Source organism: Pseudoalteromonas sp. NZS71_1 (genome assembly GCF_015864305.1).
In the GTDB taxonomy this organism is placed as follows: Bacteria; Pseudomonadota; Gammaproteobacteria; order Enterobacterales; family Alteromonadaceae; genus Pseudoalteromonas; species Pseudoalteromonas arctica.
Genome location: NZ_JADYXM010000002.1, coordinates 444,613 through 466,359, shown reverse-complemented (window position 1 = coordinate 466,359; position 21,747 = coordinate 444,613). Strand labels below are relative to the sequence as shown.

The window sequence follows — 21,747 nt, the reverse complement described above, 5'->3', positions numbered from 1 at the left end:
ATAGATATGACTCCTTGGCAAACATACCAACAAGACTTAAAGCGAGATGACTTTGTACACGACGCAGCACAAGAAAATGCTGTGCGCCATTTACAACGTCTATACGATGACCTAACTCAGGCAAAGCCAAAACAAAAAGGTTTTTTTGCTAAGTTATTTAGTAAAGATGAACCTGCGCCTATAAAAGGTTTGTACTTTTGGGGTGGAGTAGGGCGTGGTAAAACTTATTTAGTTGACACTTTTTACGAATCACTACCGGGCACACGTAAAATGCGCGTGCACTTTCATCGATTTATGCACCGAGTGCATAATGAGCTTAAAAAACTAAACAATACGGCTAATCCATTAGAAAAAATAGCTGACACTTTCAAAGCAGAAACAGACATAATTTGTTTTGATGAGTTTTTTGTTCAAGACATTACCGATGCTATGTTGCTAGGTGGCTTAATGGAAGCGCTATTTGCACGGGGTATAGTACTTGTTGCTACATCTAATATAGTGCCTGATGAGCTTTACAGAAATGGCTTGCAGCGTGCCCGCTTTGTCCCTGCTATAGAACTGGTTAAGCTCAATACAGAAATAGTTAATGTAGACTCAGGTATTGATTATCGGTTGCGTACCTTAGAGCAAGCCGAAATTTTTCATAGTCCGTTAGATAAAGAAGCGGATAAAAACCTATTTGAATACTTCGATAAGCTATCGTCAGAGCCTGGACAATTAGATGAGCCGATAGAGATAGAAGGTCGTTTAATCAAAACGCGAAAAGTAGCTAAATGCATGGTGATGTTTGAGTTTAGTGAATTATGCGAAACAGCGCGTAGTCAGGTTGATTACATGGAGATTAGTCGCTTATATAATACGGTGATTATTTCTAACGTAAAACAGCTTGGGCAAACTAATGATGATGCCGCTAGACGCTTTATTGCTTTAGTGGATGAATTTTACGAGCGCCATGTAACTTTAATTATATCGGCTGAAAAACCTATTACCGAACTTTATACCCAAGGTAATTTAAACTTTGAATTTAAGCGCTGTATAAGCCGTTTGCAAGAAATGCAGTCTCTAGAGTATTTAGCTAGAGAGCATTTGGTTTAAATTAGTAGGTAAAAGTGTAATAGGTTAGCCATTAAAAATAAGAGGTGCATATATAGTACTTCTTATTTCTAAAATTTCTTGTGGAAAAAACAACCGGCGAGTAGCAATGTGTTTTAAGTGCTGGTATACTCCCGCGTCTGCCACGTTGCGTTCTATGCCCTCATATAGTCTAGCCACTTGTGAGCGGCGCAAAAGTCTAAAACTCGAAGGGGTTATAGCAAACTTAGAGCAGTAGTTAATATTAACTACTTGTGGTTTTAATTGAAAAACATTGGATTTTTATAAATGAAAACGTTTGTTGCTAAACCAGAAACAGTAAAACGTGACTGGTACGTAGTTGACGCTGAAGGTAAAACTTTAGGTCGCATCGCTACTGAAATCGCTCATCGCCTACGCGGTAAGCATAAAGTTGAATATACACCGCACGTAGATACTGGTGATTATATCATCGTTATCAACGCTGAAAAAGTTACTGTAACTGGTAACAAATTCAAAAACAAAGTGTACTATTCACACTCTGGTTTTCCAGGTGGTCTTAAGTCTACTACTTTTGATAAACTTCAAGCTGCAAAGCCTGAAATGATCATCGAGAAGGCTGTTAAGGGCATGTTGCCACGTGGTCCTTTAGGCCGCGCTATGTACCGTAAACTTAAAGTTTACACAGGTACTGAGCACAACCATGCTGCACAACAGCCTCAGGTTCTAGACATTTAAGGAGCACCATCATGGCAAATCAATACTACGGTACAGGTCGTCGTAAAAGTTCAAGTGCTCGCGTATTCTTACGCCCAGGCACTGGTAACATCGTAATCAACAAACGCTCTCTAGAAGAGTATTTTGGTCGCGAAACAGCACGCATGGTTGTTCATCAAGCTCTTGAGCTAGTTGATATGACTGAAAAATTTGACCTTTACATCACCGTTTCTGGTGGTGGTACAACTGGTCAAGCTGGTGCTATCCGTCATGGTATCACTCGTGCACTTATGGAGTTTGACGAATCATTACGTTCACAACTTCGTAAAGCAGGTTTTGTTACACGTGATGCACGTAAAGTTGAACGTAAGAAAGTGGGTCTTAAGAAAGCGCGTAAGCGTCCACAGTTCTCAAAACGTTAATCTATACGTTATCAAGAATTCAAAAACCCAGCTTATGCTGGGTTTTTTGTTTTCAAATCAAAATGTTTACATTTGCAACTTAATATAAAGTTATTTATATCGACGGTGATACTGGGTGATTGCAGCAATTAATGATGATCAAATTGATTAATAACTGCGTATTAATCAAACGAAAGTTAAAAAACACTCAGATAGCTGCAAAAAAGTTAAATAATTATCGTAATTAGTTTAAATCCATCAGTTAATTGGTGGAATTTTTTGCTACAATTGGCATTGAAGTAAAATGAGTGAGTTTAACCGCACTATGTACAGTTTTTACTGTTTCCTCTTAGTGGTGTTGATCTTGGTCAGTATATTGTTTTTACAGAAGCGTTATTATAGTCGTTCGGCTTTATTCTCGAGCTTACTTAATCAAATTTTGATCAAGTTAGTTTTATTCGAGCATAGGGCTTTGAATAACCTTGTTTTAATCAAGGGTTTTAATTATGATCGCTTCTATTTTAAAAATTCGAATAATTAACCTGCTGTAACTGATGTTCTCAATATAGCAAGTGTTGAGAATCATAGTGGAGATAAGTGGATGAGCAATGCGCCTGTAGACAATGGCCGACGTCGCTTTTTAACCATAGCTACCTCTGTTGTAGGTGGTGTTGGTGCGGCTGGGGCTGCTGTTCCTTTTATTGCGTCTTGGAATCCAAGTGAGCGAGCTAAATCTGCGGGTGCGCCTGTAGAAGTAGATATCAGCAAACTTGAACCGGGACAATTAATACGTGTCGAGTGGCGTGGTAAACCTGTATGGGTTGTATCACGGACCCCAAAAATGCTTGAGCAAATGAAAGAACATGAAGGTCAACTTCGTGATCCGCATTCGCAAGAGCCACAACAATTAGAATCATCAACAAATGATTACCGTTCATTACGTCCAGAAATCTTTCTGGCTGTAGGTATTTGTACGCATTTAGGGTGTTCACCTGGCTTTTTCCAAGGTAACTTTAGTGAGAAAGTTGAAGGAACCGATGATGGCTTCTATTGCCCATGTCATGGTTCTAAATTTGATATGGCTGGCCGTGTATTTCAATCGGTACCTGCTCCATTAAACTTAGAGATACCACCTTATACTTTTCTTGATGAGACCACTATTTTAGTGGGCGAAGAAAAAGGGGCAGCCTAATGTTTGGTAAGATTATTGGTTGGATAGACGACCGTATCCCAATGACACGTGTTTGGAACATGCATATTGCACAGTATCCAGCACCTAAAAACTTTAACTTCTGGTACTTTTTTGGCTCATTAGCCATGTTGGTACTAGTAAACCAAATCCTAACAGGTATTTGGTTAACGATGAACTTTGTTCCGTCTTCTGAAGGCGCATTCGCTTCAGTAGAATACATCATGCGTGATGTAGAATATGGCTGGTTATTACGTTACTTGCACTCAACCGGTGCATCAGCGTTTTTCATCGTTGTATATATGCATATGTTCCGTGGCATGATCTACGGTTCTTATCAAAAACCACGTGAGTTACTGTGGTTATTTGGTATGTTTATTTTCTTAGCGCTAATGGCTGAAGCATTCATGGGGTATTTATTACCATGGGGGCAAATGTCGTTCTGGGGTGCACAGGTAATCATCTCCTTATTCGGGGCTATTCCGGTTATTGGTGATGACTTAACACTTTGGATCCGTGGTGACTATGTAATATCAGGTGCAACGCTTAACCGCTTCTTTGCATTACATGTAATTGCACTACCACTGGTTATTGTAATCTTAGTTTTCTTACACATTGTTGCTCTACACGAAGTGGGTTCAAATAACCCTGAAGGTATTGAGATTAAACGTAAGAAAGGCTCAGTAGCTGAAGAAGATAAGCCTAAATTTAAATTTCATGAGTATTACACTGACAAGAAAGATATTGTTGATGCGATACCGTTCCACCCTTACTACACAGTTAAAGATATTGTGGGTGTGGTTGGTTTCTTAATATTGTTCTGTTGGGTTGTTTTCTTTATGCCAGCGATGAATGGCTTCTTTTTAGAAGGTCCAAACTTCGAGGCAGCTAACCCACTTAAAACACCTGAGCATATTTTCCCGGTTTGGTACTTTACGCCATTCTATGCAATCTTACGTGCAATCCCTGATAAGTTAATCGGTGTTGCGGCGATGGGTGCATCGATTGTGGTACTTGCGTTACTACCTTGGGTAGACCGTGGTAGAGTTAAATCGGTTCGTTACCGTTGTGGTTTCCATAAATGGAACATTGCAGGTTTTGTTGTAACTTTCGTTCTTCTAGGTTGGGTGGGCGCAACTCCACAAACTGATATGAAAACGATTATTTCTCAAATCTGTACTGTGACTTACTTTATGTTCTTCGTACTGTTGTTTGTATACAGTAAGAACGAAAAAACTAAGCCATTGCCAGAGAGGTTAACGAAATGATGAAGAAGCTTATTATTGGTTTATTTGCTTTATCAGTAAACTTGTTGCCGAACATGGTTATGGCAGCGGGTCCATCGGTTCCTTTAATGGAAGCGAACAACGACCTTACTGATCAACCATCTTTACAACGCGGTGCAAAGTTGTTCATGAACTACTGTCTTGGTTGTCACCAAATGCAGTATCAACGTTATGAACGTACTTTTCGTGATATCGGTATCCCAACAGAGGTTGGTTTAGAGCAGTTGATTTTTGACGGTTCTAAAGTTGGTAGTCATATTACTAACGCGATTACAAAAGACGATGCAGCAAAATGGTTTGGTGCGGCTCCGCCGGATTTAACTCTAATTGCTCGTGTAAAATCACCAGATTATATTTACACGTACTTAAAATCGTTTTATAAAGATGAATCTCGCCCGTTTGGGGTTAACAACATTGTTTTCCCATCGGTAGGTATGCCTCACGTTCTTCAAGAACTACAAGGTTTACCAACACCTATCACTAAAGAAGTACAAGAGCATGGTCACACTGTGACTAAAGTTATTGCTACTGAAACAGATGGTACGGGCGAATTAAGCATAGATGAATACGACCAAGCGGCTCGTGATTTAACAAACTTCCTTGAGTACGTGGGTGAACCTTCACGTCTTGAATCGGAAGCGCTAGGTATTAAGGTAATAGGATTTTTAATTATCCTGTTTATCTTGGCATTTATGCTTAAGAAAGAATACTGGAGAGATGTTCATTAGGTTGAACATTTTTAAAGGTAATTTTGCAATAGGGGCTTAAGCCCCTTTTGCTGTTTTAGTTATTTAATGGAGGTATAGGCATGGCCGTAGCTGCCAATAAGCGCCCTGTAATGACCCTTTTTTCTGGTGCTAACTGTATGTATAGCCACCAAGTACGTATTGTACTTGCGGAAAAAGGTGTAAGTGTAGATATTCATTTGGCTGAAAAAGATAACTTGCCAGAAGCACTTCACGAAATTAACCCTTACGGTACAGTGCCAACACTGATTGACCGTGAGCTTGGTTTATACCAGGCAAACATCATCATGGAATACCTTGATGAACGTTTTCCTCATCCTCCACTAATGCCTGTTTACCCGGTAATGCGTGGTCGTAGCCGCTTAATGATGCATCGTATTGATACTGATTGGTACAGCCTAGCTGACAAAATCAGTAACAACACGTCAGATGCTGCTCAAGCTCGTAAAGAGCTAACAGAAGCATTGCTTGCTGTAGCACCTATTTTTAGCGAAGCACCTTACTTTATGAGTGAAGAGTTTAGCTTAGTAGACTGTTATTTAGCTCCACTGTTATGGCGTTTACCAGAGTTTGGTATTGAGCTTAATGGTGCCGGTTCTAAAGAGCTTAAAGAGTACATGATCCGTTTATTTGAACGTGAGTCATTCCAAGCCTCTTTAACTGAAGCTGAGCGTGAGATCCGTTTATAATGACGCCTAATCGTCCTTATTTATTACGTGCTTTTTTTGATTGGATAGTCGATAACGAGTGTACACCGCATTTAGTGGTAGACGCTGGATTTGCAAATGTACAAGTGCCAACACAATTTGTTCAAGACGGACAAATTGTTTTAAACATAAGTCCATCAGCGGTCACACAGTTTTCGTTAGACTTAACCCAACTTAGCTTCAGTGCGCGCTTTGGTGGTCAGCCAATGCAAGTGTATGTACCTCTAGGTGCTGTGCTTGCAATATACGCGCGTGAAAATGGCGAAGGAACAGTCTTTACCGCAGATGAGTTTTTAGAGGACGAAGACGATTTTGTGCCAGAGCTTGAAAGTGTTGATTCATCAGCTGAGTTTATTGACGAAACACCACCAGAAAAGCCTGAGAAGAAAAAAGGCTCTCATTTACGCGTTATTAAATAATAAGTAAATGCCAAAAAAAACCGCTGAATAAGCGGTTTTTTTATGTCTGTATTTTGCTTTACATATATTCAAATACTTTAATTACACGCTCTACGCCAGAAACATTGCGGGCAATATTTACAGCTTGAGTTGACTCAGAGTCAGATACTAAGCCCATTAAAAAAACCTCAGCATTTTCTGTCACTACTTTAATGTTATTACTGCTAATGTCTTTTGCTGTTAGTAGCTGGGCTTTTACTTTAGAAGTTAGCCAAGAGTCGTGAGTCTGTGTAGTAATGCCAGTATTTGAGCCAATACGAATTTGGTTATGTATTTTACGAATACCTGAAACGCCCTCAATGGTGCGCTGCGCTTCGTTTCTCATTTCTTCGTTAGATACTTGGCCAACAAGTAAAACAATACCGTTAACGCTTACAGCGCTTATATTGGCAAACTTTTCAAGACGTTCTACTTCGCTAAGTGCAATACTGGCTTTTATTTCAATATTGTTATCGTCAATTTGAGAGCCAATAGTACGACGGTCGTTCGCTGCAGTTACTGCACTGGCTGTACCTGCAACAACAGCGGCTGCGCAGCCTTGCAGTAATACAACAGTACCTAAAACAATAAGAGAGCGTTTAAACATAATTTTCATCCTGAGGGAAAAGCGTTAAATCAACAAGTTCGCTTAAACAATGTAAGTTAACTAAATGGGATTCGATAATGCGGCTAGGGCGTTTAGATGGCGATCTAATTTCAACATCGTTAGGTCCAAGTAGGCCTACCAACTCGCCACCATCATCACCAACCATAACTATGACCTTCATATCTTTAGTTAGTGCAGCTTCAACGGCAGAAATAACATGTTTTTCGTTACCGTTTATAGCCAGTACGAGCAATAAATCACCTTGCTGGGCAAAAGCGCGGACTTGGCGAGCAAATGTATCGTGATCGTCTACTTGAGTACTTTGCCCAAGATTAACGTTTTCTTGCGATAGAGCAATTGCAGGTAAGCAGGGACGTTCGGTTTCATAATGATTAACCAACACACCCGCCATATGCTGAGCGAGCATGTGGCAATTTGCAGTACCGCAGCAAATGAGTTTATTTCCGTTGATCAGACTTTGTGCAATAGTAAATGCAGCTGACTCAAGCGCACTAGGTAGCACTTCACCAGCAGCGATTTGAACTTGAATGCTTTCTGTAAAAATTTCTTTAATTGTGTCTTGCATAGCCTACCAATAATTTATCTTTGTATTTGCGTTTAAAATACATTTTTAAGCCAATTAATATTAGGAGATGCTTCTCCTGTAATGGCTACATAATCAATTCTTAGAGCTTGGTTAGTTAAATTTTTAGCTGCTAAGTAATGATAAATACTACGTTTTAATCGAGCTTGTTTTTGTGGACTAAGCGCATAGTTGGCACCGCCACGAGCATTATTTTTGCGAAACTTAACCTCAACGAATATAAGGGTATCGCCTTCTTTCATAATGACATCAAGCTCACCAAAGGGGCAGTAATAATTACGTTCAATGGGTGTTAGCCCTTGAGTAACTAAGTATTTTTGCGCTTCAAGCTCATAATACTGGCCTTTTTCGCGACTATTGTGCCACAGCTCTTTAAACCACGACATGCCGCCCCCTTAATTAAATTTAATTGATAGTTTGTATGTCACCTGCTGATTGCATAAACAATGGTACAGGGCGTTGTGTTTCTAATTGCACAGGCTTAATGCGACGGTTTGTATATTGAGCCCAGTCGAGCGTGCGTTCTATATGGCCGCTGGTATTAACAGATAACTTACCGCTTAAACCACTATATTGATTGCCTGGCATTACGCTTAACTGCCTGATGTCATGTAATATTGATACAGCATCGTACGCCATTGCAAATAAGCGTTGGCTAATATCTACTTGCTCTGGCCATAACGAATCATACTGCTGGCGTAAGTTATGTTGTTTAATTTGCGAATCGAGCATCCACGGCAATTCAGTGAAGTATAGGCCGTCTAAGTCGCCTTTGTCAGTACTGTCAATTTGTTTACTATGACTTTTAGAGCTGGCATAAAGTGGAATACGATCTGCAAATGTACTTACGTTTACATCGAGGTAGGGTTTAATTAAGCGTGTTTCTATTGCATCACCCAAAATATAAATAACGTCTATATCACTACGCGAACGGGTTTCGTTTTCTACTTCCTGTTTAAATAGTGCTTTAATCGTTTTTATGCGCTCTTTTGATTTATCAACTTCTAACAAGCTGGTAATTGTATTAGGCATATCTTTTTTATCGTTATAAAAACCTATTTGCGGCTTGGTTTCGCTATAGCGTTGCCACTGTAAGTTAAAGTAATCAACCAAGCGTTGGCCATTTGCGTTATTTGGTGCAAGTAACATAGGTTTTTGATAGCCCTTAGTTAAAAAGTGTTCTAAGGCTTGTTGTACTTCGTGCTCAGGGTTTAGTGCAAAGTAATAATGCTGAAGCGAAATTCGCTCACCATCAAAGGTGTTTAAATGCAGTACCGGAGTATCAATAAGAGTTTGTGCATTGGCAAGTTTATCAATATTTGCTTTAAGTAGAGGACCAATTACAAAGTCAGGCTTTATTTCTTCAAGTTGCGCTGCAATTTCTTCTGTACTTAGGTTTTCATCAATAAAAATAGTGTCGTTGATATTTTGCGTATCAAGTGCAGCTAATACGCCAGCTTTAAGGGCATCACCTAAACGTTCGTTAGGGCCCGATTGTGGAAACAGCACAACTAAGCGCTCTATATTGATAGGAGCAAGTTCAGTAAGCATTTCATCTTGTTCAGGTAATACAGTAAAAGCCGGATGCCCAATATAGCGTCTGCGCCAATTGTTGATCGCTTGATCTAACTCTACGCCACTACTTGCATATACTTGATGATATAACGCTAGGTTAGCCCACCCTTGCTGAATGACCGAACCACGGTTAAAACGTTCAAGTGCATAAGAAGAGAGTTGTTTTAAGTTATCCCACAAATTTTGATTAAGTTGAGGGATTTCTATATTATTTTTTGTTGCTGTTTCAGAGGCTCTAAAAAAGTAGGGTGCAGCTTTTTTAGGAAAATTTTGCGATGCGTAAATGCTGGCCGTTAAAAACTGATGCCAAGCAAAATGCTCAGGTTGAGTCAGTTGTCCGTCTAGCGACTGTAAAATAACCAAAGCTTGATCATTTTTATTCTGTTGTTTTTGTGCAAATGCAATATAAAGACGGTTCTGGATTTGATCAACACTTGCGGTTAATTCAAGCTCATTCCCAATTATCTCTAATAAAGGCCAGTTTTGCTCACTAATTGCTGCATCACGGGCGCTATACAATAACTGTATTTTATCGGCACCTTGGCGGTTTTGCGCCAATTGATAGATAGATTGCGCACTGGTTGCCTGATTTTGCAGTGCATTAGTGCGGTTACTTACGTTATCGCTGTTTTTAGTTGGTTTTTCGGTTGTGCTACACGCCGATAACCCTGACAATATAATTAATAGACTAACTAGTTTAAGTCGCACAATGATTTCCCAATACGTTAACGCGATTTGCTTATATTACTGACTGACGCAGGAGACCTCAATGTTAAATGAGGAGAATTCACAGAAAATTGGCACTCTTTACATTGTTGCCACCCCAATTGGCAATTATGACGACTTAAGTCACCGTGCCATTGCGACATTATCGCAAGTTGACTTAATAGCTGCTGAAGACACTCGCCATACCGGCAAGCTACTTAGCCACTTTGGTATTAAGGCAAAAACGTTTGCATTACACGACCACAACGAAAAGCAAAAAGCACAACAAATTATTGATCAACTTAATCAAGGTTTAAATATTGCTTTAGTATCTGATGCTGGTACACCGCTAATTAGTGACCCAGGCTACGCTGTTGTAAATCTATGCCGCGAACAAGGCGCCCATGTTACACCTGTTCCAGGTGCATGTGCTGCAATTACAGCCGTGTGTTGTTCAGGTTTACCAACCGACCGTTTTCAGTTTATTGGTTTTACGCCAGCTAAAAGCAAAGCTCGCCAAGACTTTTTTACCGAAGCTGTTAACTCAGGCATTACCAGCATAATGTACGAAAGTACGCACCGTATTATGGCAAGCCTTGATGATTTAGCACTAGCCCTTGGTGATGAGCAGCAAGTTGTGTTTGCTAAAGAGCTAACCAAAACCTTTGAAACATTTTTTAATGGTAGTGTAAGTGAGCTTAAACAGTTTTTAACTGATGATCCTACCAAGCAGCGCGGCGAAATAGTGCTTATGCTTCCGGGCAAACCAAAGCAAATAGACGATGTTCCGCCTGAAGCGCGCAAAATGCTGGCACTTCTTGAGAGTGAAATGCCAATGAAAAAGGCCTGTGGTGTGGTTGCTGAATACTTTGGTATGAAGAAAAACGCTTTATACAAAACAATTATTGAAGAAAAAGAGTAAATTTTACTGCGCTTGGTATTAGCCTCATGTATACTGCGCGCCGAGTCAGCCAAGATGATCGCTGCCTGTGACGAAAATGATCAGGGGGAGGAAAGTCCGGGCTCCATAGGGCAGAGTGCCAGCTAACGGCTGGGGGGCGTGAGCCCACGACAAGTGCAGCAGAGAGGAGACCGCCAATCTCGATTGGTAAGGGTGAAAGGGTGCGGTAAGAGCGCACCGGGCCGCTAGTAATAGTCGGTTGCAAGGTAAACTCCACTCGGAGCAAGACCAAATAGGGTTCCTTATGGCGTGGCCCACGTTGGAACCGGGTAGGTTGCTTGAGCCATAGAGCGATTTATGGCCTAGACGAATGATTATCACTTTCTTCGGAAAGGACAAAACCCGGCTTATACGGCTGACTCACTCATTCAATAAAAAGCCCGCAGTTAACACTGCGGGCTTTTTTGTGTTTAAATTTTAGTTAATAAAATTTAAGTATTATTAAATAATATTTTTCCCTTGTTCTGGATCGCGAGATTGCTCTGCTTGTTCACGTATTTCGTCGGTATCACTACTTACATCATCAAGCGTTTTAGTTTGCTCAACAGTTTCACTTTTTTCGCTTTGTATTTGCGATGGTTGTTTTTCCTCTAAGCTAGAAGCATTTTCATTAGGGTCGGTGAGTATAATTCTCTCTCGTGCGTCATCAGGCATGCTGATGTTTTGTTTTGTGAACTCATTGACTAATTCGCGCATAAGCTGGGAGGCTACTTTTAATGGGCTGTGCTGCTCGCTATTAACCCAAAAATACAAAACGAAGTTAATAGTAGATGAGCCTAAGTTTTTTATTAAAACCTGCGCGGGTGGGTCGCTAAGTACCGCATTTTGTTGATTGGCAATATCGAGGGCGAGGGTTTGTGCGCTGCGTATATCGTTATCGTAGCCAATACCAATTTCTACTTTGCCGCGCATTTTTGGATTGGCAGTTAGGTTTTTAATGGTATTTTTATATACAGTCGCATTGGGTATTTGAATATGATTGCCATCGTAATCAACAAGTGTGGTTGCTCTTGCTGTTACTTTTTTAACAATACCTAATCGGCCATCCACTTCAATTACATCGTCAATTTTAAAAGGTCTTTGTACGCTCAGTAATAAACTGGCAATAAAGTTCTCTGCTATGTCTCTAAAAGCAAAGCCGAGTATTAAACCTATTAACCCAGTCCCACTCATAATAGCAACAGCAAACTGAGTAAGCCCTGCTAAACGTAAAAATAAATATACCCCAAATAAAATTATTAGGGTGCTTATGCTGCGCCTTATAACTAGGTGAACAAGCTTGCTGTCAGTCATATAGTCAATGGGTTTGATTAGTAATCTAGAAAGTGGTCCTGAAATTAAGTAACTGAGTACTAAAAGCATTATACCGAGTAAAATAGTGGGTAATATTTGCGCTGTTACGTGAAGTAATTGCACGCCTTGCTCATAAAAGAAGTTCCACGAAAGTGTATCAACTTTGATCACTTCAGTTATTGGTGTTGTATTATTTAGCGCTACACTGCTTTTTAGGGTACCGAGCATGGCTTATCTTCCGTGTTAGAGTCATATATAGATAAATATTAGCAAGTTTGGTACCAAACGCTTATAACTTGGCAAATATTTTGCTGTAGTAACGTAATACAAATATTGAGGTTTAGAATGAAAGAAGCTAAACGAGGACAGCAAGCAGAGCAGCCTGCACATATCCCTTTTATAGGTTGGTGGGATATTGTTAAACGTATTTTTAAGCAAATGAGTGAAGATAACTTATCTATAGTGGCAGCCGGTGTGGCATTTTATGCGTTACTTGCTATTTTTCCAGCCATTGCGGCGATGGTATCGGTGTATGCGTACTTTTCATCCCCAACAGATATTAGTGAGCACTTAAGTAAAATAGTTACTTTGCTTCCACCAAGCACCAGCGAACTGATTTTGTCTCAGGTTTCTAGCCTAGCTAAAACATCAAGTGCAAGCTTGAGCTTAAGTGCAATTGGTACGCTCATACTTACTATTTGGAGTAGCTCAAAGGGCAGCCAAGCACTTATTACTGCATGTAATATTAGTTATCGTGAGTATGAAAAACGCTCATTTTTTCAGGCTCAACTAGTGCGCTTTTTATTTTCGGTAGGAGCGATTGTAGTCGCAATTTTTGCGCTATTAATTATTGGTATTTTACCTATTGTACTTAATTTAGTGGGACTAAAAGAAAGTATAGATTTATTAATTAAACTCATTTCTTGGCCATTATTGGCTTTTACCTTTAATTTTGCATTGGTACTTTTATATCGTTATGCCCCACATCGTAAACCTGCTAAATGGCGTTGGATCACAATGGGGTCGTCTATTGCTACCGTGCTTTGGATTTTAGCATCTATAGGTTTTTCATTTTATGTGTCGCGTTTTTCTAGTTACAATGAAACGTATGGCTCACTAGGTGGTGTAGTGATCATGCTGATGTGGTTGTATATCAGCGCTTATATAATCACATTAGGTGCTGTAATTAATGCAGCTACTGAGCAGCAAACAGGTAAAGATAGCACTGTAGGGCCGGCTAAAGAGCGTGGGCAGCGAGGCGCCTATGTAGCAGATCACCTCGATGTAAAAAATGAATAGCTATTAATTAGCTAAATTAGTAAGTGCAGTAATTTGCTCTTTAAACTCTTGTGCTGCAGGACCAAGCCTATCGTTGTCGTTGCACATTAAATATAAATTAAGAGTGCGGGTTGTACCTTGGTCTAAATTAAGTGCAATGAGGGTTTGATCTTCAATTAAGTGTGCAATTTGTGTTTTTGGCAGCCAAGCGTAACCTAAATTTTGACTAACCATATCAATAGAGTTACGTAAGTGGCTTACTGTCCAGCGCATATCTGCACCTAGCCAGCCTTCATTGTGACTGGTGTGGGTTGCTGAATCGCGAACTACTATTTGTCTATGTAGCTTTAAATCACGAAAGTTGAGTTGTTCAGTATGTTGGTGTAATACATGGTCTTTATGCGCAACCGCTATAAACTCTATATCGCATAACGTACTGCAACTAATTCCATAGATAGGAATTGACGAAATAGCTAAATCAACCACTGAGTTATGTAATAATTCGTTTGCACCTGTTAGCACGCTTTCTACTAAATCAATTTTTAAAAGAGGGTAAAGCTCACTCGTTTTAGCAAGTGCTTGATATAAAATAGCGTGTGGAAAAACCTCATCAACAGCTATTTTTAATGTGCTTTCCACGCCTTCGCTTAGTGTACTTGCTACCGATTCTATTTTAGTCGCTTCCTCAATTAAAAACTCGGCTCTGCGTAAAATCAGCTTACCGCTATCGGTTAAAAATGCTTTACGGCCTTTTACTTCAAGCAACTTAATTTGCAAGGCGGCTTCAAGTTTTTGCACAGCATGGTGTACGGTTGACTGACTTTTATGTACAGCTGCGCTTGCGCCTGCAAACCCGCCATGATCCACAACCGCTTTAAACATTCGCCATTGCTCTAATGTTGCTTTTGCCATTTTTAAATCCTGTTACTACTTTATATCTGATTGCTTAACTTGACCGCGCAGACGCATTATTTATTGCGTAACAGTGATTTTTTGTCTATTTATTTTAACAAAGCTACTTTTTTATCAGCTAGAAGTGCCATAAAACTGCTTTTATTTAAAGGTCTTGAAAATAAATAACCTTGACCGTAATCACATCCTGCTTCAAGCAGTAGCTGCATTTGTAATTTAGTTTCAATTCCTTCGGCGATTACTTTTAAGCCCAACTGATGCGCCATAACAATGATGGCTTCACACAATGCAAGTTCTTGGCTGCCTACTTGAATATTATCAACAAAACGTTTATCTATTTTTAAATAGTCGGTGTCCATTTCTTGTAAGTAAGCGAGCGACGAATACCCGGTACCAAAGTCATCAAGAGCAAGCTGCATACCTGATTTTACTATTTCTTTTAGGCGTCTTTGCGTAAGTGCTTCAGGGTTAACCATTAAGCCTTCAGTTATTTCTGCGACAATTGACGAAGCAGGCAGCTTTGCTGCTTTTAGCATATCGTACCATTCATCTATGCCACTCTCTGGCGTGGATAATTGCACTGGCGATACGTTTACACTTATTTGAAAAGTATCATCGGTTAGTGTTTTTATATCGTTAAGTGTTTGCAAAGCTTGGGCAAATACAAATTGACCAATTGCATTTATTTGCCTGGTTTCTTCAGCAAGTGGGATAAATGCGATAGGGCTAATTAGGCCTTTTTCGGGATGTTGCCAACGAATAAGCGCTTCAGCTTTATGAATATGTAAATCATTTAAAGCAACTATGGGCTGATAAAATAACTCAAACTGTTCAAGTTCTATGGCACTTCGTAAGTCTTTTAATAGCACCATGCGCGCGTGTGCATATTCGCGCATGTCAGCAGAGAAAAACTCAAAACAGTTACGACCATTACTTTTTGCTTTATACATAGCCTGATCGGCTGCCTTTAAAAGCTGTTCAGTATTTTCACCATCATTAGGAGCGCAAGCAATGCCTATGCTTGCACTAATAAATAACTCTTCGTTTTCAAGATGCAAAGCTGACGATAGACTAAGTAAAATATTACTCGCAATTTGATTAATATGGCGCGTACTTTTAATGTGACTAAATACAATAACAAACTCATCTCCCCCAATTCGTGCCACAAACTCAGCGTTTTTTGCCGACTGGACTATACGCTGAGATACGAGTTTTAATAAGTTATCGCCATAGTGATGGCCTAATGTGTCATTAATATCTTTAAAGTGATCAATATCTAAAAGCATGACAACCAATTGATTATCTGGAGTAACAACATTTGAAAATCGTTGATTTAATCGCTCCTTTAACTCTAAACGATTTGGTAAGTCAGTTAGGTGATCAAAATGAGCTTGTCGCCAAATGGTTTCATCAGCTTGTTTTTTTTCTGTGAGGTCTGTGAATATCGCGATACGACGAATAGGTGCGTTGTTTGTATCATAAATAGTATCGATTGTGAGCCACTCAGAGTAAAGCTGCCCGTTCTTTTTACGGTTAATAACCTCGCCTTGCCAGCGGCCTGTTTGCTGTAATTCAGACCACATTTTATTGTAAAAATTCTTATCATGTTTTCCTGATGAAAGAATTGAAGAGGACCGGCCAATAACTTCTTCTTTACTATATAAAGTCGTTTTACAAAACGCAGGATTTACATCAAATATAATGCCCGTTGGATCGGTGATTGCCATGCCTTCACTACTGTTGTTATACACTAGTGAGGCAAGGTGGAGTGCTTCTTCATTTACTTTTCGTTGTGTTATATCTCGTAGCACAACAACGTATTCATTTTTACTTTGCATTGCGCTAATACGTGCTTCAAAGCTGCGTTTAGGATCTGATTTTTCGAGTGTGAATTCTAAATTACTCGAAACATCAAGTTTAGATAACTGCGATAACAAAAGCTGAACATTGCTGTGTGAAAGTATTGATGATAAATGAGGTACTACAGTGCTGTTAGGATTTACTTGAGGCTTAAACTGTCCTGTTATGTTGAGAATATCGCCATGGATGTTAATTCTAACGTAACTATCGGGCAGAGTATTAAGCAAGCTAGTAAGCTCATCATGCTTGTTTTTTAAATTAGCTTCAGCTGTTAACCGAGTTTGCGCCATTGATTTAAAACGCTGATAGAGAGTATTTAGCTCTGGATTATTGGGTTGTATTTTTTGTGCGGGCATCTCGCCCTTAGCCAATACGTTTGTTGCATTTGTTAGATTATTAATTGGGTCAATAATGCTGGTTTTAAGTAGTTTACGTGCAATTAAAGACAGTATCAGCAGCGATAAAATAAACACACCAATCGCTATAAAAAAATTATTATTTATTTGCTTTAAAGCATGCGTAACAGGAAGTGCGATATGTATATTTAAGCTGTTATTACTCGGATCGCTGTAAATAACAGAGTGGTGAAGCATTCGGGCTTCACCTTCAATGGATTTTATTTTTGTTGATGCCTCATTATCAATCGAAGAATCAGTTGCTAATAAAGTCTGTGCAATATTATCGCCAAGCGCGGCCGTTGTAGGTGGATAACGCGCTAAAATTTTTCCGTTAGAATCAGCAATTGCAGCAATAGAACCTGGCGGAAGTTCAATGTCATTAAAAGCATTGTTCCACCAGTCAAGCGCAACAACGATAACTACAACGCCCTGAATTACATTTTTTTTATTAATAATAGGTAACGCAAAATTAAGGGTGTTTTTTTGCAGACTTCGGTCGTGCTGAAAATAACCTACCGACAATTGGTTACTTTTTAAGGCGTTTTGGAAATACGCCCGATCGGCAATATTAATTGTTTTGGCTAACCCGCTTGTTGTGCATATAACAATGCCATTTGGATCTATAATCCCGATATTGGCAACATGTGCGTAAATAGATCTAAATTGATTAAAATAATTAGGGCAGGTCGTTGCTAAATTTTCTTTCTTACTTTCCTCTTTAGCCAAATAACGCGCTAAACGGTCAATATCATCGACTAAGTGCTTTTGCTGTAAAATTAATTGCTTAGCAATATTTTCTACTTTTTTTTCACTTTGCTCAATAGAGTGATCGCGTTCAAGCAGCAGTGTAAAAATAATTACAGCGGTGCCCGGAATACTTAGCAATATAAGTAAACGATAAAGCTGATGTTTGAGAGAATAAGTAAAAATAACCATTCCTTAGTTTTGTATTTTGCAATAACAATTGTAGCCAAATTCACTCCAAATAACCATAGTAATTATAAGGTTGAAAATGTAACCAATGAATCATTATAGTTCTATTTTTTGGAATGTTAAGGTCGATTTAAAGACATAGTTGTTTTGTTTAATGGATGATTTAATAACCTCATAAACTTATTCTTTAGAGTGAATTAATAAATGAAAATATCAAAAATACTTACAGCTTATGCAACTCAAGATGGCGATGGTGTGAGTATTAGCCGTATACCTGGGTTTGATGGTAAATATTTAGATCCCTTTTTAATGATTGATGAACTTAAGTCAGACGACAAAAAAGATTATATGGGAGGCTTTCCTGAGCATCCGCACCGAGGTATTGAAACGTTTACTTATATTCTAAAAGGTGGCTTTGAACATCGTGACCAAATGGGTAACAGAGAAGCAATTAAAGCAGGTGATGTGCAATGGATGAGTACAGGGCGCGGCGTTATGCACAGTGAAATGCCACTCGCGGATGCTGTAGATGGACTGCATGGCTTTCAAATTTGGATCAATATGCCAAGCGCAGAAAAAATGCGTGATTCACGTTATCAAGATACGACTAAAAACCCAGCTCCGAGTTTTACAAATACGCAAGGTGTGACGTTAAAAGCACTTGCGGGATCGTGGCAGTTTGAAAGTGAAACGCTTACAAGCGCTCTGCAAAGTTTAGCTGCTAATGCGGCGCTTGCTGATATTATATTACCTGCTGGTAAAAGCATTTATTTAGAGCCTCTTAGCCAACAAAAAGTAATGCTTTATATTCATAGCGGCTCACTAATAACGAGCGACAATCAAACAATACCAGCGGGCAAGTTACTTATTTTAGAACCAGGTAGTGACATTAATATTAGCTCTGAGCACGGCGCTGGTGTTTTGGTTTTAGCCGGCGATCCACTTAATCAGCCGATTGCTCATATGGGGCCGTTTGTAATGACGACGCAAGCTGAAGTACAGCAAGCAGTGCGTGATTATCAAAACGGCGAGTTTGGCAAAATTTAACGGTATTTTTAGGAGAGTTTTATGGGATTATTAGTTAACGGCCAATGGCAAGATAAATGGTACGACACCGATTCAAGTAACGGTAAGTTTGAACGCGAAACGGCGCAGTTACGTCACTGGATCACTGCAGATGGTAGCGCTGGAATAACGGGCGAGGCCGGTTTTAAAGCTCAAGCGAACAGGTATCATTTATATGTGTCACTTGCGTGTCCTTGGGCGCATCGAACGCTTATATTTAGAGCGCTAAAAGGGTTACAAGATTTAATTACGGTGTCGGTTGTTAGCCCTGACATGCTTGATAGTGGTTGGGCTTTTGATACGCAAAACCACAGTACTGGCGATGCTTTATTTAATAGTAACTACTTACATCAAGTTTATACAAAAAATAACCCAAAGTACTCCGGGCGAGTAACCGTTCCCGTATTGTGGGATAAAAAGCTGAATAAAATTGTCAGTAATGAGTCTGCCGATATTATACGTATGTTCAATAGTGCGTTTAATGAATTAACAGGTAATAACGATGACTACTACCCTGAGGCACTGCAACCAAAAATTGACGAATTAAACGCGTTGATTTATCCAAGTATAAATAATGGTGTTTATCGTACGGGGTTCGCAACAACTCAAGATGCGTATGAAGAGGCATTTAATGATGTATTTAAAGCACTTGATACAGTAGAGGGGATACTGAGCAAACAGCGGTATTTAACAGGGGATAACCTCACAGAAGCAGATTGGCGATTATTCACCACTCTCATTCGGTTTGATAGTGTGTACGTTGGCCATTTTAAATGTAATTTACGCACAATTGAAAGCTATCCTGCACTGAGCGGATACATTAGAGAGCTATATCAGGTTAAGGGAGTAGCACAGACAGTTGATTTTTATTATATTAAACGTCATTACTATTTTAGCCATACAATGATCAATCCAACACAAGTTGTGCCAAATGGCCCAAGTGTTGATTACCTATCTGATCATGGTAGAAATGTTTAACGTTTAAGCAAACAGCCTAACAAGCCAGCCGTATTTTCTTACCAAGCTGGTTTCGCCTTTCCCTGCTTGTACAGCTGCACCGGCTAAAAAGGCACTTGTTAGTCCCACTTTAGTTGCGGCAAAACGCTTTAGTCTATATTGAAACGCTGCATGATGTTGGCGTTTCAACTCACTGCGCGTATCCATTTGCTTACTCAGAGCATCAACGTTTTCATTAGGTGCTTTAATTAAGTGGTTAACTAACATAGTAATTTCCTTATAAGTTAAACAGTTGTTTCAAGCTTTTAAGTGTTTTACTAAAGCCAATTTTATTGCTTAGGTAAACCGTATTTTTCCAAAGCCATGCTAAACAAGCAACTTGCAGCAAAGTAGCTGTTGCAATACTTAGCCATACTGACCCAAAAAGATCATATACACCGTATCCAACAGCGCCTAATACTCCTGCCCACAACAAAACCAAACCACTGGCAAAACAGCCTAAGAATATAGTGATCAATGCAAGCGATCTAAGCGATAACCGCCATTCAGCTTTAGCAAGCTGATGGGTGATCTTTCCTTGAGTTTGGTAATCATCCTTGAGCTGCTTAGAGTACTCTAAAAGCTTTGCAATATGATCTTGCCAATCGTCCTTTTGGCTCTGCTGCTCAGTTGTTTGGTTTTGCGCTTCACCATCCTTGGCTGCGCTTGTTTGTGGGTTATTCATCACTGATTACTTACGACGAAATAGTGATGTAATCAGCATACCCGCAGCAAAAGCAATACCCGCGGTTGCTAATGGATTTTCAGAAGCAAATGCACGGGTTTTAGCTGTACATTCACTTAACTTTTCGCGTGCAATAAGTTGTTTTTCGCTTAATGCATCTGCTGAGCTAGAAGCTCCTTTACGCACACTGCTTTCAGCTGTTGCAGCTTTGCTAGAAAGTGCATCTACGGCATCGTGCGCCGCTGATGTTGCTTTCTCTGTAAGAGGAGACTCAGTATTTGTTAGTTTAACGTCAGGCTTAACATCTGAAGTTGTATTTGGTTTCGTATTCGTTGCAGTAGCCATAATCAATCCTTAATAAGTTAAAAATTTAAATAGTGATTTAGATAATGCAATGATTAAACCAAACTTGTTATTTATTTTAACTGACTGAATTTGATAAGTTTTGTTTGTATTTTTTAATTTTTGATAATTAGTATTTTAAAATAAACAGTAACTATTACTACACGGTTAGGTAAATTTTACAAAGGGAGTGAAAATGCTTAAAAAGTTGTAAATATTCATTGGTTATTCAGTAAGTAAAGCGTGTAAACAGAAAGTTATAAAAAACAGAATAGATATTTTTTTCATCACAATCCCACTTTTTCCCACGTAATTCAAACGCTTCGCTTGAGCCCTTATTTTTTCTAGCTTTGGGACTTACTAAAGCTGGTCAGCTTACTTGACAAAATGGCTTGTCAAGCCCTAAACTGGAGCACTGTGGTAAAAAGTGGTTTTTAGTGGATCACACTGGATAAAAATAAACAAAAGTTGAATAAAACAATTTTAAAGTAGGTTTTTTATGTTTCGTGGCGCGAGTTCACTGAGTTTGGATGATAAGGGGCGTTTTGCGGTACCGACTAAGTACCGAGAATCTCTATTGTCTGAAGATCAGGGAACGGTTATTTGTACCGTCGCATTAAATGAGCCGTGTTTATGGTTGTATCCGCTGGCTGAGTGGCTAGAAATAGAAAGCCGTTTAGCTAAAATCTCCAATATGAACCCACGAGCCCGTCGAATGCAGCGTATGTTGCTCGGGAATGCTACTGAATATCAACTTGATAAAAATGGTCGAATTTTGCTTGCGCCGTCACTGAGGGCTCATGCATCACTTGGCAAAAAAATCATGCTAGTTGGTTTGATGAATAAATTTGAAATTTGGGATGAGGCGCGTTGGCACGAGCAAATGCAGCAAGATACTGAGCTTGAAAGGCTTGGCGATTTTGAACCTAACCAAGATTTAGATAATTTTACACTCTAACAGCACAAAAAAAGGCAAATA

General features: G+C 39.4%; 23 protein-coding genes and 1 other RNA gene. 14 read left to right on the top strand and 10 right to left on the bottom strand.

Annotated features, from left to right (window positions below; translation table 11 throughout):
- Positions 1-6: 6 nt before the first annotated feature.
- From zapE to I6F43_RS04960, 8 genes are all read left to right on the top strand, one after another.
- Complete coding sequence (zapE, locus tag I6F43_RS04995; protein ID WP_197101304.1) at positions 7-1,095, top strand: cell division protein ZapE; 1,089 nt, start codon at positions 7-9, stop codon at positions 1,093-1,095.
- A gap of 285 nt (positions 1,096-1,380) precedes the next feature.
- Positions 1,381-1,809 carry a 50S ribosomal protein L13 gene (rplM, locus tag I6F43_RS04990; protein ID WP_007378318.1) on the top strand — a complete coding sequence of 143 codons (429 nt, stop codon included), beginning with the start codon at positions 1,381-1,383 and terminating at the stop codon, positions 1,807-1,809.
- Positions 1,810-1,817: 8 nt separating this feature from the next.
- Positions 1,818-2,210, top strand: coding sequence for a 30S ribosomal protein S9 (gene rpsI, locus I6F43_RS04985; RefSeq protein ID WP_024590200.1), 393 nt, complete (start codon positions 1,818-1,820; stop codon positions 2,208-2,210).
- A 580-nt stretch (positions 2,211-2,790) separates the two neighbouring features.
- A complete protein-coding gene (gene petA, locus I6F43_RS04980; RefSeq protein WP_007580333.1) occupies positions 2,791-3,381 on the top strand; it encodes a ubiquinol-cytochrome c reductase iron-sulfur subunit in 591 nt (196 codons plus the stop codon).
- Entirely contained in the window at positions 3,381-4,646 is a 1,266-nt protein-coding gene (locus tag I6F43_RS04975) for a cytochrome b (RefSeq protein ID WP_007580335.1), read from the top strand. Before petA ends, I6F43_RS04975 begins: the two co-directional genes overlap by 1 nt.
- Positions 4,643-5,392 (top strand): cytochrome c1, encoded by a 750-nt coding sequence (locus tag I6F43_RS04970; protein ID WP_007580337.1) that lies wholly within the window; start codon positions 4,643-4,645, stop codon positions 5,390-5,392. The genes I6F43_RS04975 and I6F43_RS04970 overlap by 4 nt, the downstream gene beginning before the upstream one ends.
- A gap of 80 nt (positions 5,393-5,472) precedes the next feature.
- On the top strand, positions 5,473-6,099 hold the full coding sequence (gene sspA / locus I6F43_RS04965; protein WP_002957965.1) for a stringent starvation protein SspA: 627 nt from the start codon (positions 5,473-5,475) through the stop codon (positions 6,097-6,099).
- The gene (locus I6F43_RS04960; RefSeq protein WP_007580339.1) at positions 6,099-6,536 is read left to right on the top strand and encodes a ClpXP protease specificity-enhancing factor; all 438 of its coding nucleotides are present in this window, start codon (positions 6,099-6,101) and stop codon (positions 6,534-6,536) included. Before sspA ends, I6F43_RS04960 begins: the two co-directional genes overlap by 1 nt.
- Before the next feature lie 58 nt (positions 6,537-6,594).
- On the opposite strand, the gene dolP is transcribed toward I6F43_RS04960, so the two are convergent.
- The 4 genes from dolP to I6F43_RS04940 are packed head-to-tail and all read right to left on the bottom strand — an operon-like array spanning position 6,595 to position 10,048.
- The gene (gene dolP / locus I6F43_RS04955; protein ID WP_024590201.1) at positions 6,595-7,161 is read right to left on the bottom strand and encodes a division/outer membrane stress-associated lipid-binding lipoprotein; all 567 of its coding nucleotides are present in this window, start codon (positions 7,159-7,161) and stop codon (positions 6,595-6,597) included.
- Positions 7,154-7,747, bottom strand: a complete 594-nt coding sequence (locus tag I6F43_RS04950) for an SIS domain-containing protein (protein ID WP_002957968.1) — start codon at positions 7,745-7,747, stop codon at positions 7,154-7,156. The genes dolP and I6F43_RS04950 overlap by 8 nt, the downstream gene beginning before the upstream one ends.
- A 32-nt stretch (positions 7,748-7,779) precedes the next feature.
- Positions 7,780-8,151, bottom strand: a complete 372-nt coding sequence (locus I6F43_RS04945) for a YraN family protein (protein WP_165721141.1) — start codon at positions 8,149-8,151, stop codon at positions 7,780-7,782.
- Positions 8,152-8,170: 19 nt separating this feature from the next.
- Positions 8,171-10,048 carry a penicillin-binding protein activator gene (locus I6F43_RS04940; RefSeq protein WP_007582872.1) on the bottom strand — a complete coding sequence of 626 codons (1,878 nt, stop codon included), beginning with the start codon at positions 10,046-10,048 and terminating at the stop codon, positions 8,171-8,173.
- Between the two features lie 61 nt (positions 10,049-10,109).
- Between I6F43_RS04940 and rsmI the strand changes: the two genes are divergently transcribed.
- Both rsmI and rnpB read left to right on the top strand, forming a co-directional pair.
- Complete coding sequence (rsmI, locus tag I6F43_RS04935) at positions 10,110-10,967, top strand: 16S rRNA (cytidine(1402)-2'-O)-methyltransferase (RefSeq protein ID WP_010554279.1); 858 nt, start codon at positions 10,110-10,112, stop codon at positions 10,965-10,967.
- Between the two features lie 42 nt (positions 10,968-11,009).
- Positions 11,010-11,372, top strand: an RNA gene (gene rnpB / locus I6F43_RS04930) — RNase P RNA component class A.
- 75 nt (positions 11,373-11,447) lie between these two features.
- Here the strand turns inward: rnpB and I6F43_RS04925 are convergent.
- Entirely contained in the window at positions 11,448-12,527 is a 1,080-nt protein-coding gene (locus I6F43_RS04925; protein ID WP_197101302.1) for a mechanosensitive ion channel family protein, read from the bottom strand.
- Between the two features lie 117 nt (positions 12,528-12,644).
- Between I6F43_RS04925 and I6F43_RS04920 the strand changes: the two genes are divergently transcribed.
- On the top strand, positions 12,645-13,598 hold the full coding sequence (locus I6F43_RS04920) for a YihY/virulence factor BrkB family protein (protein WP_007582878.1): 954 nt from the start codon (positions 12,645-12,647) through the stop codon (positions 13,596-13,598).
- A 3-nt stretch (positions 13,599-13,601) separates the two neighbouring features.
- Here the strand turns inward: I6F43_RS04920 and I6F43_RS04915 are convergent, their stop codons facing one another.
- Entirely contained in the window at positions 13,602-14,489 is an 888-nt protein-coding gene (locus I6F43_RS04915) for a LysR family transcriptional regulator (RefSeq protein WP_010554286.1), read from the bottom strand.
- A gap of 89 nt (positions 14,490-14,578) precedes the next feature.
- Positions 14,579-17,683 (bottom strand): bifunctional diguanylate cyclase/phosphodiesterase, encoded by a 3,105-nt coding sequence (locus I6F43_RS04910; protein WP_010554287.1) that lies wholly within the window; start codon positions 17,681-17,683, stop codon positions 14,579-14,581.
- Between the two features lie 201 nt (positions 17,684-17,884).
- Here I6F43_RS04910 and I6F43_RS04905 point away from each other — a divergent pair, with 201 nt between their 5' ends.
- On the top strand, positions 17,885-18,727 hold the full coding sequence (locus tag I6F43_RS04905; RefSeq protein ID WP_197101300.1) for a pirin family protein: 843 nt from the start codon (positions 17,885-17,887) through the stop codon (positions 18,725-18,727).
- 21 nt (positions 18,728-18,748) lie between these two features.
- Positions 18,749-19,723 carry a glutathione S-transferase family protein gene (locus I6F43_RS04900; RefSeq protein WP_197101298.1) on the top strand — a complete coding sequence of 325 codons (975 nt, stop codon included), beginning with the start codon at positions 18,749-18,751 and terminating at the stop codon, positions 19,721-19,723.
- Between the two features lie 3 nt (positions 19,724-19,726).
- On the opposite strand, the gene I6F43_RS04895 is transcribed toward I6F43_RS04900, so the two are convergent.
- From I6F43_RS04895 to I6F43_RS04885, 3 genes are read right to left on the bottom strand one after another with little or no spacing between them, the layout of a single operon-like run.
- Positions 19,727-19,969, bottom strand: a complete 243-nt coding sequence (locus I6F43_RS04895) for a hypothetical protein (RefSeq protein WP_197101295.1) — start codon at positions 19,967-19,969, stop codon at positions 19,727-19,729.
- Between the two features lie 10 nt (positions 19,970-19,979).
- Complete coding sequence (locus I6F43_RS04890; RefSeq protein WP_010554291.1) at positions 19,980-20,426, bottom strand: hypothetical protein; 447 nt, start codon at positions 20,424-20,426, stop codon at positions 19,980-19,982.
- 6 nt (positions 20,427-20,432) lie between these two features.
- Entirely contained in the window at positions 20,433-20,771 is a 339-nt protein-coding gene (locus tag I6F43_RS04885) for a hypothetical protein (RefSeq protein WP_007582901.1), read from the bottom strand.
- Positions 20,772-21,267: 496 nt separating this feature from the next.
- Between I6F43_RS04885 and mraZ the strand changes: the two genes are divergently transcribed.
- Entirely contained in the window at positions 21,268-21,726 is a 459-nt protein-coding gene (gene mraZ, locus I6F43_RS04880; RefSeq protein WP_007582904.1) for a division/cell wall cluster transcriptional repressor MraZ, read from the top strand.
- Positions 21,727-21,747: the final 21 nt, after the last annotated feature.

Bases quoted from the DNA above. Each gene is read 5' to 3' on its own strand.
- zapE (WP_197101304.1), top strand. From the start codon at position 7: ATGACTCCTTGGCAAACATACCAACAAGACTTAAAGCGAGATGACTTT.
- rplM (WP_007378318.1), top strand. From the start codon at position 1,381: ATGAAAACGTTTGTTGCTAAACCAGAAACAGTAAAACGTGACTGGTAC.
- petA (WP_007580333.1), top strand. From the start codon at position 2,791: ATGAGCAATGCGCCTGTAGACAATGGCCGACGTCGCTTTTTAACCATA.
- I6F43_RS04975 (WP_007580335.1), top strand. From the start codon at position 3,381: ATGTTTGGTAAGATTATTGGTTGGATAGACGACCGTATCCCAATGACA.
- I6F43_RS04970 (WP_007580337.1), top strand. From the start codon at position 4,643: ATGATGAAGAAGCTTATTATTGGTTTATTTGCTTTATCAGTAAACTTG.
- sspA (WP_002957965.1), top strand. From the start codon at position 5,473: ATGGCCGTAGCTGCCAATAAGCGCCCTGTAATGACCCTTTTTTCTGGT.
- I6F43_RS04960 (WP_007580339.1), top strand. From the start codon at position 6,099: ATGACGCCTAATCGTCCTTATTTATTACGTGCTTTTTTTGATTGGATA.
- dolP (WP_024590201.1), bottom strand. From the start codon at position 7,161: ATGTTTAAACGCTCTCTTATTGTTTTAGGTACTGTTGTATTACTGCAA.
- I6F43_RS04950 (WP_002957968.1), bottom strand. From the start codon at position 7,747: ATGCAAGACACAATTAAAGAAATTTTTACAGAAAGCATTCAAGTTCAA.
- I6F43_RS04945 (WP_165721141.1), bottom strand. From the start codon at position 8,151: ATGTCGTGGTTTAAAGAGCTGTGGCACAATAGTCGCGAAAAAGGCCAG.
- rsmI (WP_010554279.1), top strand. From the start codon at position 10,110: ATGTTAAATGAGGAGAATTCACAGAAAATTGGCACTCTTTACATTGTT.
- I6F43_RS04925 (WP_197101302.1), bottom strand. From the start codon at position 12,527: ATGCTCGGTACCCTAAAAAGCAGTGTAGCGCTAAATAATACAACACCA.
- I6F43_RS04920 (WP_007582878.1), top strand. From the start codon at position 12,645: ATGAAAGAAGCTAAACGAGGACAGCAAGCAGAGCAGCCTGCACATATC.
- I6F43_RS04915 (WP_010554286.1), bottom strand. From the start codon at position 14,489: ATGGCAAAAGCAACATTAGAGCAATGGCGAATGTTTAAAGCGGTTGTG.
- I6F43_RS04910 (WP_010554287.1), bottom strand. From the start codon at position 17,683: ATGGTTATTTTTACTTATTCTCTCAAACATCAGCTTTATCGTTTACTT.
- I6F43_RS04905 (WP_197101300.1), top strand. From the start codon at position 17,885: ATGAAAATATCAAAAATACTTACAGCTTATGCAACTCAAGATGGCGAT.
- I6F43_RS04900 (WP_197101298.1), top strand. From the start codon at position 18,749: ATGGGATTATTAGTTAACGGCCAATGGCAAGATAAATGGTACGACACC.
- I6F43_RS04895 (WP_197101295.1), bottom strand. From the start codon at position 19,969: ATGTTAGTTAACCACTTAATTAAAGCACCTAATGAAAACGTTGATGCT.
- I6F43_RS04890 (WP_010554291.1), bottom strand. From the start codon at position 20,426: ATGAATAACCCACAAACAAGCGCAGCCAAGGATGGTGAAGCGCAAAAC.
- I6F43_RS04885 (WP_007582901.1), bottom strand. From the start codon at position 20,771: ATGGCTACTGCAACGAATACGAAACCAAATACAACTTCAGATGTTAAG.
- mraZ (WP_007582904.1), top strand. From the start codon at position 21,268: ATGTTTCGTGGCGCGAGTTCACTGAGTTTGGATGATAAGGGGCGTTTT.